Below are 12,876 nucleotides of genomic sequence, written 5' to 3'. Positions count from 1 at the left end.
TAATCATTATACTACTATTTATAAATATATATAAACATAAATAGATGTATTTTAAAAAACTTTATAATTTAAATATATATACTTAAAATTTCACACTATTTATTAAAAATATATAAATTTATAACTATTTCGAATTGTATACATATTCCCATCTTTGAAAGTAAGATAATTGAGATTATATTTATTATAAGTATTAACTATACTTAAAAACGTTTTTTTAATACGAAGAAACGTATTAATATTTATAATTCTTTTACTAAATTATACCAAGCTACATTTGCATGATTAGAATCTGATAATCCTTTATTAATATATCCATGCGATTCATAAAAACTTACTAAAGTATCACGACAAGTGAGAGTGACTCCGAAACGTGCATGTTGCCTTGCTATATTCTCAAAATTATTTAACAGTTGTCCTGCAATGCCTTGATGTTGAAAATCTTTCGCTACAACTAAACCGAGTACACTTAAATAACCACCCATATTGGGGTTAGGTCTAATCGATGCAAATAAATCATCTGTAATACACTTATTCGAAATAGCTGGACCATTAATATAGCCAACGATTTGATTGTTTTCTTCTGCAACAATAAACGTATCCGGAATGATTTCAATACGCTGTTTTAAAGCTTGAGTTGTTGCTGCTTCTTCTTTAGTAAACCCTTCATTTTCTAATTGAATTAAACTTTCTAAATCACCTGCCACTACATTTCGAAAAATCATGTTCTACACCCTTTCAATATCATCATATAGTTTTATTTAATAGCGATTTATCCTATCAACTTTTAAGTGTATGACAAAACTGTCATATAGATGATAGGGAATATTAAGGTTGTTTTTTTATAAATATGTTAGTTTATAAATGTACATAGGTATGGTTATTTTTGAAAAATAAAATCATTATCTTTATGTATGTAGAATGATCATTACTAAGAACTAACTGCCTTTGACTATACATCACTTTAAATAGGTATTCGGTACAACACTTATAGCAACTTCATTCATTTTTTCACATCCTAGCAGAATATTGATTAACAATATCATTATCATATACCTCATCAGCTTATTGCTTCAAAGAACGATACTAATTAATCATGACCAAAACAAATGACTCATTACACCTAGAAATGATTACAACATAAATCAGAGTATTAACTATAACATGAATCACATTCCCGTCATCCGTTAGAATCAACACACATGTTTTTATAATGTTTCAGCGCCACAGTGAAATCTACTAAAGTCAAGGTATTGGTTTCAATGGTCTTGCATAGGAAAATGGATGAAGTAAAGACACCTTAGAAAATAATGACAACGATTTTAATAGTTATGTTGAAAAACAGAACTTAATGAAACAGCGAACAACGACGATTCAACTCCATGATACTAAATTAAATGCTATTCAAACAACACGTTATTCTGACAACACGATTTATGTATCGAATCACACATCCATGAACCACCGCATTATTTAAAAACAGAACCTACACTTAGTTATCATCATTCACAACCCTTAAATAACGTTACATATTCTTTAGTAACGCCCCTTCCTAAAGAATATGACACTAATACTTCAAAATATAATGATTTTAGCATATTCACTCTTATACTAGCCTTAGAAGTATTAGCTTTAGACGCGTTATTCCTAACTGTATTTTTCTAAGTATCTGTTACTAATACTGTAACAACATTTCTTTCATGCATTATAAAAGAGCTATTGTCCAGTTTTCTAAGTTCTGGCAATAGCTCTATTTGTTTATAAAAATGTTCAAATTATATTTTCTATTACACAATACGTTTACGAATAGCTCCTGAGATAAAGTCAACAATGGCTACCATAATCACTAAGCCGATTAAGATAATCCCTACTCGATCCCATGAACGTGTTTGAAGTGCGAAGATCAGTGGTGTACCAATACCACCAGCACCGATTAAACCTAAAATAGATGCTGAACGTAAGTTTAATTCAAAACGATATAAAATAAGGGATAAGAATGAAGGTAAAATTTGAGGAATCACCGCAAAGACAAGTGTTTTAGTTTTATTCGCACCACTTGCTTTTAAAGCCTCGGCTGATGAGAAGTCTAAACTTTCAATATCCTCTATAAATAATTTACCTAACATCCCTACTGAGTGAATCCCTAACGCAAGTACCCCTGAAAATGAACCAGGACCTACTGCTTTTATAAAAATTAACGCCATAACAATTTCAGGGAATACACGAATGACACTAAGAATGAATTTAGTAATCCCTGTGACTGGTCGAACTTTTACTAAGTTACGGGCACCTAAAAATGCGAATGGTATGCAAATCACTGCTGCGATAAATGTACCAATAACAGCAATGGCAAACGTTTCAAGTAAACCACGAAGTAAGTCTTCTCCAGCTGGAATATAAACGTAACCCCAATCGGGATGGAATAATCCATTAAAAATAGATTTAAGAATTTCAATTGATTTAGATTTTAATTCTAAAGCAGGCATACCTGCAAATCCCCAAACAATGATAGCTAAAACAACAATGGTAATCAGCCAATGTTTAATCATTCTTTGTTTGTGTTCCTTTGATCTCACTGGATATTTCTTTTCTAACTGATGCTGTTCTCGTGTCATGCGAGTTTTTCCCTCACTTTCGAGCTGACATAGTCAATAATGACAACAATGACTAAAGTGAACAGAATAATCATCGCTGTTTTTGGATATTGGAATAATCCTAAAGTTGAATCGTAGAATAAACCGATACCACCAGCACCTACTAATCCAAGAACTGCTGAGGCACGAATATTAATCTCAAATGCAAATAATACATAAGATAAAAATGTAGACATTGTTTGTGGAACTACTCCAAACATAATCCATTTTGTTTTATTTGCACCTACTGCCGTCATCGCTTCCATTGGACCTGGATCAATTGTTTCAAGCGATTCATAGAATAATTTCGCAATAACACAAATGGTTAAAATAAATAATGCCAATACCCCTGGAATTTGTCCGATACCAAAAACTGCAACAAAGACAGCAGCTAATAATAAATCAGGAATGGTACGTACAATATTTAAAATAAAACGTGATGGAACCGTAATCCATTTTGTTTTTACAATATTACTTGCACAGAGCAATGCAACTGGAATTGATACGATGGATCCTAAGAATGTTCCTACAATCGCCATGCGAATTGTGTCTAACATAGGTTTTGTAATGGTACTTAAGTAACTCCAATCTGGTGGAACCATTTGTCCAAAGAAAGAACCGATTTGTGGAATACCTACCATTAAGTCACTAAAGCTAAAGCCCGTATATAAAAAACTCCACACTACGAGCGCAATCACTAAAAATAGAGTTAAACTAGTTTTGAAAGAGAATTTTTTATTTAAATATTGATCATATTTACTTGTAGTAGGTGTTGCCATATTACTCCACCCCTAGCTTCTCATCGTCATTAAGTTTACGGCCATAAATTTCATTAAATACATCTTCATTCGCTTCACTTGCCGGACCATCATAAACCAGTTCTCCTGCACGTAAACCAATAATACGTGTTCCATATTCTAATGCTAAATCAACAAAGTGTAGGTTAATTAAAATGGTAATACCTAATTCTTCATTGATTTTTTTCAAGTCATCCATAACTTGTTTAGTAGTGAGTGGGTCTAAAGATGCAACAGGCTCATCTGCTAAAATAATCGCTGGCTCTTGCGCTAAGGCACGTGCAATTGAAATACGTTGCTGTTGACCTCCAGACAGTTCATCTGAACGTTGGTCATATTTATCCAAAATATTTACACGTTCTAACGCATCCATTGCTTTAATTTTGTCTTCTTTTGGAAATAATCCTAATACCATTTTCCAAGTTGGATGATAACCGACACGACCACTTAATACATTTCTCAACACAGTAGATCGTTTGACTAAATTAAAATGTTGGAAAATCATTCCTATATTACGACGCATCATTAATAATTCTTTACCTTTCGCTTTTGTAATCGATTTACCTTCAATTGTAATATCTCCCGAAGTAATATCATGTAGACGATTGACAGATCTTAATAATGTAGATTTCCCCGCACCTGATAAACCTACGATAACAGCAAAGTCACCTTTTTCAATGTTTAAATTGATATCTTTTAACCCCACATGACCATTAGGATAAATCTTGCTCACATTTTTAAACTCTATCTGACTCATGTATGTTTACACCCTTCTTTTTAATACAGAGAAAGAGGTCGGGACAAGATCATAAGAAATGTTATATGCATTTCTTATATGACTCAATTGCCCTAGCCTCTTCTCTTTATCACTTATTTAGTTCTGTCTATGTGAAAATTATTTCATATTTTGAACTTCTTTTTCGTATTTTCTTACGATATCGAAGTCTGAGTCTTTAGCATCTGTATAGCCTTCGTGAGAGTATACTTCACTAATAATTTTATGTCCTTCTTTTGTTTTAGAGATGTCTTTAAATGCTTTTTTAAGTTTATCTTGGAAGTCTTTGTTCATATCAGGACGAACTGAAATCGTATCGTTAGGAATTGGTTTTGTTAGTTTAAGAATTTTAGTATCTTTAAATACGTTTGGTTGATCTTTTTTAACAATGTTACGTGCATCTTGGAATACAGCTGCAGCGTCAACATCGCCATTTAATAATGAAATCACAGCTTGGTCATGACCTTTCATGTTTACGATTTTCATATCTTTAGTAGCGTCAATACCAGTATCTTTTTTAATTGTTGAAATTGGGAATGTGTAACCTGCTGTTGAAGTTACATCTTGTAATGCGATTTTTTTACCTTTTAAATCTTTTAAGCTATTAATACCTGAATTCTTTTTAACTAAGATTTCTGATTTATAATCTTTTACAAGTTTTTTGTTACTAGAACCATCTTCATTCACACCATAACGTTGTGCTTGTAATAATAAATCAGCTGCTTTTTGATCATGTGCTAAAGTGTATGCAGTTGGTGGTAAGAAACCAACATCTACTTTTTTAGATTTCATTGCTTCAACAATTGTATTGTAATTTGTTGATACAGAAACTTTTACTGGAATACCTAATTTCTTAGATAATAATTTTTCAAGCGGTTTTGCTTTTGCTTCAAGTGTATCTGCATTTTGTGATGGTACGAATTGTACAGTTAATTCTTTAGGTGTATAGCCATCTTTACTTGAACCTGATCCACCATCCGAATTACTACTCTTATTATTGTCTAACGAGCTATTATTTCCACATGCTGCTGCAAAAATAATAACTGATAGCGCTAATACTAAAAGGTACTTCAATTGCTTCATAACCTATTGCCCCCGTTCGCTATGTATACATTTATGTAATTTGTCAACGCATTTCATTTGACAATATTAAGAGTAGCACAATATTAACAAAAATAATATTTATTATGTGTGAATTTTTTATAGAATTGTTTTACACTGTTAAAGAATTGTAAAATTTATTTAAATATTAACTAAACAATCTATTATCGACTTATTTTTTTATTATACTTTTTCTATAAATCATTTAAAAATATATTTGGGAGATAAAAATATGAAATGGATAAAAGTATTAAGTAGTACTATTTTAGCTTCAGCAATTACATTATCTGCAACGCCAATCAGTCACGCTGCACCAAATCAAACTACCACTCAAACTGTCGCTTTTGACACTTCACACGGCCAAACGGCAGGAGCTGCTGATTGGGTCATTGATGGTGGCTTTTCCGATTATGCTGATTCAATGCGTCAACAAGGATATACTGTGAAACAAATCGATGGAGAATCTAATATTACACCTAATACACTACGCGGCATCAATATTCTCGTTCTTCCAGAAGCCAATATTCCTTTTAAAAAGAGAGAACAACAAGCTATGCTTAATTTTGTTGAAAAAGGTGGCAATATCATCTTTATCTCTGATCATTATAATGCAGACAGAAACTTAAATCGTTTCGATTCTTCAGAAGTGATGAATGGTTATCGTCGTGGTGCATATCAAGATATCACCAAAGATTTAACAAATGAGGAAAAACATTCTAAAGCTATGCGAAATGTTAAAAGTTCAGATTGGCTTTCTGAACACTTCGGTGTACGTTTCCGTTACAACGCTTTAGGTGATTTAAACACTCAAAATATTGTGTCATCTAGTGACAGCTTTGGTATTACTGAAGGTGTACATTCTGTATCAATGCATGCTGGTTCAACTCTTGCCATTACAGATCCTACAAAAGCAAAAGGTATTATCTTCTTACCAGACCATTTGTCTCAAAAACAACGTTGGTCTCATGCAGTCGATCAAGGTATTTACAATGGCGGTGGTATCGCAGAGGGTCCTTATGTTGCTATCTCAAAAGTAGGCAAAGGAAAAGCAGCCTTCATTGGAGATTCATCATTAGTCGAAGATAGTACACCTAAATATGTACGTGAAGATAATGGAAGAACTAAGAAAACGTATGATGGGTTTAAAGAACAAGATAATAGTAAATTACTTAAAAATATTACAACTTGGTTTGGAAAACAAGATCATACACCGAATTTAAAAGAAACAGGTATTAAGTTAGATCAACCAACACCATTACTTAACTTTGAACAACCACAACATTCAACTGAACCTGAAAAAGAACCATGGTCACAACCTCCAACTGGTTATAAATGGTATGACCGTTCAACATTTAAACTAGGTAGTTATGGCAGTACATCATCACAACTAAATAGTAAACATAGAAATCATGGTAGCCATAATGATAATAACAAAGCGAATAGTACAGAAGACAATACGACTGAAAACAATCATTCACAAGAGGATACGAATACATCACAGTCTTCCCAAGATACAACTACTTCTAATTCAATGATTTCTAGCAATAATGTTCAATTCCATTTACCAGATAATGTATCAGTGAATCAACCATTTAATATTCAAGTTGAATTAACAAACATGGCTAAAAATACAACTATTGATCATTTAAAATTAGGTATTTATCAAGATGGTGGTAGACAACTTGCACGTTTTTCTCAAGATGGGCAAACTTATGATACGGTAGGCTATAGTCAAGAACAAAGTGTAACCACTGATGATCAAGGTAACGCAACGTTAACTTTTACAGCTAAAACATCTGAACCTATTTCGGGTGCGAATATCCGTTTAAAACAAGGTAGTAAAACGCTTGCTACAGGTTCAATTCAATAATTTATAATAGTAATACAACACGTAAGAGATAATAAAGGTATGTGGTGTTCAATAAACTACTTCCCTTTTTATCTCTTTATTTATGAAAGGAAATGACCTATGACACAACTCTCTTTTTATATCGTAAGTGATATACATGGCTACATTTTTCCCACTGACTTTTCAAAAAGAAACCAAAATCTTCCTATGGGATTATTAAAAGTAAATCAACTGATCGAACAAGAACGTCAACACGATGACTATAGTTTTAAAATTGATAATGGTGATTTTTTACAAGGTTCTCCTTTATGCCATTACCTAGCAACTGAAGAACAATCAAGTCAACCTCTTACTGATATTTATAATCGTCTTAATTTTGACTTTGGTACATTAGGTAATCATGAATTTAATTATGGATTACCTTATTTACAAAATACTTTAAACCATCTTCATCACCCTATCTTGTGTGCAAATATTTTTGATCACAATAACGCACCTTTGACTGGTCAAGGCGTAAATTATTTTAAACGTGGCGATATAACTATTGGCGTCATTGGATTAACAACACAATTCATTCCAAATTGGGAACAACCTGCCCATATTAAAGGATTAACGTTCAACAGTGCAGTTGAGACATTAAAATGTATTTTACCAGACGTTCGTAAAAAATCAGATGTTGTCGTTGTGTCTTATCACGGCGGTTTTGAAAAAAGTCTTGATACTAATACACCTACTGAAGAATTAACTGGAGAAAATGAAGGATCTGATATACTAGAACGTTTCCATAAAGATATTGACGTGCTTATAACAGGACACCAACATCGTGATATTGCAATGATAAAAAATGACACCGCCATTATCCAACCAGGTACACGAGGTACAGAATTTGGTAAGGTGACATTAACATTAGATCATGAACATCGAATTACAGATAAACAGAGCACTCTTGTATCTGTGCCTTCTCATCTTTCATTAACATTATCTAACAACGATCATTCACTTTTAAATGAACTTGAAGATTGGCTTGATACGGACATTACAACATTATCAGAACCAATGCTAGTCACTCATCAGTTCGAAGCTCGAACACACCCTCATTCACTTATTAATCTGATAAATTATATTTTGTTAGAAAAAAGTGGTGCAGATATAGCAAGTACTGCGCTATTTGATTCAGCTAAAGGCTTTAATCAACAAGTCACAATGCGAGATATCATTAATAACTATCCTTTTCCTAATACATTTCAAGTTTTAGAACTTAATGGCAAAGGAATTAAAGACGCTTTAGAAAAATCAGCAAGTTATTTTAGTGTAAATGACAATAATGAAATCACAGTCAGTGACACATTTTTATCTCCAAAACCTCAACATTTTAATTATGATATGTATGGAGGAATCTCTTATACCATTCATGCTGGTGCACCTGTAGGACAACGTGTTTCAGATATTAAAGTCGGCGCTTCACCTTTAGAAGACACAAAAACGTATACCATATGTGTGAACAACTATCGTGCAGTTGGAGGCGGAGATTATAAAATGTTTGCAGAAGCGCCAGTCGTTAAAGATATTCAAGAGGAAGGCGCACAAGTATTAATTGATTATATGACGCAACACGACGTATCTTATATTCCTCAAGTTGTCAATTTTAAGGTAATTATTTAACATTCATTTTACATTTTATAAAAAAGCGTTCTAAATTGAATTCACTCAATTTAGAACGCTTTTGATTAATGATCAAATGTAACATACTTTTTTTCATACAAATGATTAATTGTATTAATTATAATTCCTAAGATAATAATCCCGCCTGATACAAATGTAATCGTAAGATATGGGAATCCCATTGATAATAGTATTGATCCCACAATGGCACCTAAAAAGTTAGCAATATTAAAGACTGAAGCTGCAAGTGTACTTGCAAGTAATGGTGCCTCATGTGCACTTAAAATCACTTTACTATTTAATAGAGGCGTTGTACCGAAAGTGCCGAAACCAAATAAGAAACAAATAATAATTGCTAAAATCGCACTATGCACTGCTGTTACAAATAAAACAATCGTTATAAACAATAACACAAAGGTATAGAACAAGTACTGGGTAAGTTTATGTTCTGGTACATTACCTGTAAGCAAGTTACCAACCACACCGCCAAGGCCAAACATAAATAAACATACAGTTAAACCAACAATTCCAAATGGTGCATATTTATGAATCATTGGTTCCATAAACGTATAAGTTGTGAATACGCCTGAATAACCAAAGACAATAATTGCCATTACAATTAAGATATGTGGATTTTTAAATACTTTTAATTCTTTTTTCACACTCGCTTCTGTACTCAATGCAACATGAGGTACAAACTTCATCATTCCTAACATAGTAATGACAGCTAACAAAATCATGACGCCAAAGACAAAGCGCCAATTCGCAAATCCACCTAAAAATGAACCGAATGGCACGCCAATCATCACTGCAATTGTTAATCCGGCTTGAACGAGAGCAATCGCTTGTGGTTTTTTACCACGAGGCGCAACAGCTGCCGCCACACTCATACATACGCCAAAGAAAGGCGCGTGCATAGAGGCTGACAATAATCGAGATAACAGTAATATTGGAAAATTCGGTGCTAACATCCCTATTATATTACTTATAATAAAAATGGCCATCAATACTGGGAGTAAACGTTGTGCGCGCACTTTTAAAGTAAATACACGCATTAATGGACCGATTAATGCAACACTAATTGCATACACACTAATTAATAACCCTGCACTCGAAATAGGCACTTTCATATCGCTTGCAATTTGAGTTAATAATCCTGTAACAACATATTCTGCCATTCCAACTGTAAATGTACCTAACATAAATATGAAGAACATCATTCTGTTATCTTTCATTATTGTTTCCTCCTTTCTCTCTAAAAATCATATGAAAGATATACTACACAAAATTACATTCTCTGTGAAGAGATTTTTTTAAATTTTTTATTTCTCAAAAATATAGTAATGACAAGTTTTCATATTTTTTCATTATGTTAAAATTAAGACAACTTCAAAAGGCTTAACTAACGTTTTATATAACCTAATTTCTATTAATATATATATTTATATTCAATGTATTGAATATTGTATTTTATAAAATATTTTTCCTCGGTTGACGTTGAATTAACATTAATGCCACAACAACGCATAAACCTCCTAAAATTAAATGAAGCGTGAAGGGCTCTCTTAATCCTATAATTGAAAATAGTGTCGAAAATAGTGGTACTAAAAATAAGAAACTACTCGCCGTAGTTGCCCCTCGTTGGCTTAAGCTATAAAACCATAATCCAAATGAACCTACAGAAGCTGGAATAATAAGCCAAAAGAACCATATCCATCCCCAATGATTAAGCGAACTAAGTGTATAATGTTCTTTTAAAACGAGACTCATTATCAGCATAAACATACCACCAAATAATAGTTGCCATCCTGTTAAAACCCAGGGCCCTTTATCAAACACTACCTTTTTTGTCACTATTGTATTGATTGACCAACATAATGAACCAGCCAGTGCAAAAAGCGTTCCCCATCCAAATAATGTTTCATCTAATCCGAGACATAATCCTACTCCAAACACACCAAGTATAAGTGAAGTAATTTTAATTTTTGTTAACCTTTCATCTAAAATAAAATGGGCTAAAAAGGCCAGCCATAGCGGGTTCGTAAATAATAGAATAGATGATATAGAAGAAGACACGCCAAATGCCATTGCAAAATTTAATAATCCCATCGTCCCTGCTGTTTGTAAAAATCCAATAACGAACACTAATATAAATCCTTTATAACTATTCCCTTTACTTGTGGGTAGAATGCCCCTTTCCCCATTTCTCATAAATGTAAGGATTAACATCATACATCCTGCGATAACAAATCGCCATCCACCAAGAAGCATAGGTGGAACATGTTCATTTGAAATTAAATATTTGCCAGTTGGAAAAGATGATCCCATAAAAATAGTCGTAAAAAGAATGGACATATAAAATGTTATTGAAGTATTTAAATGTTTTTTCACTGCTGTCGTCTCCCTATTTTTAATTAAAGATAATTGAGATATATTTTGTCTTTAAATACAATTATATAGGAACTGCTTTATTTTTTAAATATAATATAAAAATATTATATAATAAGTTTGATAGGAGGCTTATATATGAAATTATCTACCGGTTGGGAACAAGCAATATATGTCTTATTAATTTTAAACCAACTCCCTCGTCAGTCAGTAATGACATCTACCGCTTTAAGCAAGCGACTTAAAGTTTCTGATTCTTACTTAAAAAAAATAGTAAAAGCATTAGTAAAAGAAAATTTGGTATATTCAACAACTGGTAAAAATGGAGGATTTACACTTAGAAAAAAACTCAAAGATATTACTTTTTACGATGTCTTTTTAGCTATTGAAGGTCGTGGCAATATCTTCTCAAGTCAACATTTACTTACCAACTTTTTAGGAGAAAAAGAAGGACACAAAGCACAACAATGTAACATCAGTATAGCTTTAAATCATATTGAACATACATTGATTTCTACACTTTCTAATATAAATTTAGACGATATATACCAAGATATTATCAAGCTTTATAATCTTGAAGACATTATACAGTGGATAAGATTAAATAGTAAGACGCTTTAGACATCCGGATGTCTAACATCAGACAATCGTTAGTCTTACCCATAATTTACTTTAGATACTTTTTGACAAATATATTTGTCAAAATGACTATGATAATATACACTGATTGTGAGGAGATGATGATGATTGCGAAATCGATTGAAAGAATTACGAGCAAGAGAAGGTTATAATCAAACGCAACTTGCTAAAAAAGCAGGCATCTCACGTCAAACTGTATCTCTCATTGAAAGAAATGACTTTACACCTTCTATTTTAACTGCTATAAAAATAGCTCGTATTTTTAATGAACCTGTTGAATCTATCTTTATAATTGAGGAGGAAGATTTATGAAAATAGGTCGTTTTATAATCACTTTGTTAATTGGCGGACTGATTGGAGGATGTATAGCTTTATTCATTGACTACAACCATAGCTTTCACTTCTTTGGAAATTATCATTATGCTACACATTCAAATGTCATTTTAATCTCATTAATCTGTGTGGCACTTATCCTAGTCTTAAGTATGTATTTAATTATGATTCAAAAAAAGGCCGTTCATTACAAACGTTTATCCGAAACACATATTGATGAAGATGAGGCGGATTCATATGATAAGAAAGCTAATTTAGCATATATGCAAAATTCATTTATTTATTATCTAGAATTAACAATTAGCTTTATTGCTCTTTTTATCATTGTCTTAGGAAATGGAAATTCTAGTGCTAGTAGTTGGGCATTACTTCCTTTTATGACAACGATTATTTCCTCGGTAATTACAGGATTATTTTATCGTAAATTTGATTCTCGCTATCCCAAATTAGGAGAAAAAAATTATGCTGAGAAATTAATTAATATTTTAGATGAAGGAGAACGACATATTTACTTTAACTCCTTGTTCAAAACATTCTATATTAACCTATCTTTAATTATGATTGGTGCAATATTTTTAGGCTTTTATTCATTAGAAACTGGCCATTCCCAAACATTAGGGATCTTTATTTTAATCATTTTGTTTATTTATAATGGATTTAGTCATTTATTAAAAACATATAAATTTTATCATTCATAGT

The 12,876-nt window shown here is 32.2% G+C and carries 13 protein-coding genes; 6 read left to right on the top strand and 7 right to left on the bottom strand.

Translation table 11 applies throughout. The features are described from left to right. Nucleotides 1-242: 242 nt before the first annotated feature. Entirely contained in the window at nucleotides 243-725 is a 483-nt protein-coding gene (locus CD034_RS08595; protein ID WP_002454723.1) for a GNAT family N-acetyltransferase, read from the bottom strand. A 626-nt stretch (nucleotides 726-1,351) separates the two neighbouring features. On the opposite strand from CD034_RS08595, the gene CD034_RS11485 reads away from it, so the two are divergent. Further along, on the top strand, nucleotides 1,352-1,477 hold the full coding sequence (locus tag CD034_RS11485) for a hypothetical protein (RefSeq protein WP_256277557.1): 126 nt from the start codon (nucleotides 1,352-1,354) through the stop codon (nucleotides 1,475-1,477). A 310-nt stretch (nucleotides 1,478-1,787) separates the two neighbouring features. Here the strand turns inward: CD034_RS11485 and phnE (CD034_RS08590) are convergent, their stop codons facing one another. From phnE (CD034_RS08590) to CD034_RS08575, 4 genes are all read right to left on the bottom strand, one after another. Then, nucleotides 1,788-2,615, bottom strand: coding sequence for a phosphonate ABC transporter, permease protein PhnE (phnE, locus tag CD034_RS08590; RefSeq protein WP_002454722.1), 828 nt, complete (start codon nucleotides 2,613-2,615; stop codon nucleotides 1,788-1,790). After that, nucleotides 2,612-3,412 carry a phosphonate ABC transporter, permease protein PhnE gene (gene phnE, locus CD034_RS08585; protein WP_002454721.1) on the bottom strand — a complete coding sequence of 267 codons (801 nt, stop codon included), beginning with the start codon at nucleotides 3,410-3,412 and terminating at the stop codon, nucleotides 2,612-2,614. The genes phnE (CD034_RS08590) and phnE (CD034_RS08585) overlap by 4 nt, the downstream gene beginning before the upstream one ends. A gap of 1 nt (nucleotide 3,413) precedes the next feature. Further along, a complete protein-coding gene (phnC, locus tag CD034_RS08580) occupies nucleotides 3,414-4,187 on the bottom strand; it encodes a phosphonate ABC transporter ATP-binding protein (RefSeq protein WP_002454720.1) in 774 nt (257 codons plus the stop codon). Nucleotides 4,188-4,325: 138 nt separating this feature from the next. Further along, complete coding sequence (locus CD034_RS08575) at nucleotides 4,326-5,288, bottom strand: phosphate/phosphite/phosphonate ABC transporter substrate-binding protein (protein ID WP_002454719.1); 963 nt, start codon at nucleotides 5,286-5,288, stop codon at nucleotides 4,326-4,328. 250 nt (nucleotides 5,289-5,538) lie between these two features. Here CD034_RS08575 and CD034_RS08570 point away from each other — a divergent pair, with 250 nt between their 5' ends. Both CD034_RS08570 and CD034_RS08565 read left to right on the top strand, forming a co-directional pair. After that, on the top strand, nucleotides 5,539-7,176 hold the full coding sequence (locus tag CD034_RS08570) for a motility-associated ABC transporter substrate-binding family protein (RefSeq protein ID WP_002454718.1): 1,638 nt from the start codon (nucleotides 5,539-5,541) through the stop codon (nucleotides 7,174-7,176). A 99-nt stretch (nucleotides 7,177-7,275) separates the two neighbouring features. Further along, nucleotides 7,276-8,817 carry a bifunctional metallophosphatase/5'-nucleotidase gene (locus CD034_RS08565; protein ID WP_077699882.1) on the top strand — a complete coding sequence of 514 codons (1,542 nt, stop codon included), beginning with the start codon at nucleotides 7,276-7,278 and terminating at the stop codon, nucleotides 8,815-8,817. 65 nt (nucleotides 8,818-8,882) lie between these two features. On the opposite strand, the gene CD034_RS08560 is transcribed toward CD034_RS08565, so the two are convergent. Then, nucleotides 8,883-10,052 carry an MFS transporter gene (locus CD034_RS08560; RefSeq protein WP_002454716.1) on the bottom strand — a complete coding sequence of 390 codons (1,170 nt, stop codon included), beginning with the start codon at nucleotides 10,050-10,052 and terminating at the stop codon, nucleotides 8,883-8,885. 235 nt (nucleotides 10,053-10,287) lie between these two features. Next, nucleotides 10,288-11,208: a DMT family transporter gene (locus CD034_RS08555; RefSeq protein ID WP_002454715.1), complete on the bottom strand. Its 921-nt coding sequence runs from the start codon at nucleotides 11,206-11,208 to the stop codon at nucleotides 10,288-10,290. Nucleotides 11,209-11,343: 135 nt separating this feature from the next. Between CD034_RS08555 and CD034_RS08550 the strand changes: the two genes are divergently transcribed. From CD034_RS08550 to CD034_RS08540, 3 genes are all read left to right on the top strand, one after another. Beyond that, entirely contained in the window at nucleotides 11,344-11,826 is a 483-nt protein-coding gene (locus CD034_RS08550) for an RrF2 family transcriptional regulator (protein ID WP_048678939.1), read from the top strand. Between the two features lie 126 nt (nucleotides 11,827-11,952). Further along, the gene (locus CD034_RS08545; RefSeq protein ID WP_002449521.1) at nucleotides 11,953-12,156 is read left to right on the top strand and encodes a helix-turn-helix transcriptional regulator; all 204 of its coding nucleotides are present in this window, start codon (nucleotides 11,953-11,955) and stop codon (nucleotides 12,154-12,156) included. Beyond that, nucleotides 12,153-12,875, top strand: a complete 723-nt coding sequence (locus tag CD034_RS08540) for a DUF3169 family protein (protein WP_002454713.1) — start codon at nucleotides 12,153-12,155, stop codon at nucleotides 12,873-12,875. The genes CD034_RS08545 and CD034_RS08540 overlap by 4 nt, the downstream gene beginning before the upstream one ends. Nucleotide 12,876 lies beyond the last annotated feature (1 nt).

This window comes from Staphylococcus hominis subsp. hominis (genome assembly GCF_002901845.1).
In the GTDB taxonomy this organism is placed as follows: Bacteria; Bacillota; Bacilli; order Staphylococcales; family Staphylococcaceae; genus Staphylococcus; species Staphylococcus hominis.
This window is presented reverse-complemented; position numbering and strand designations above follow the sequence as displayed.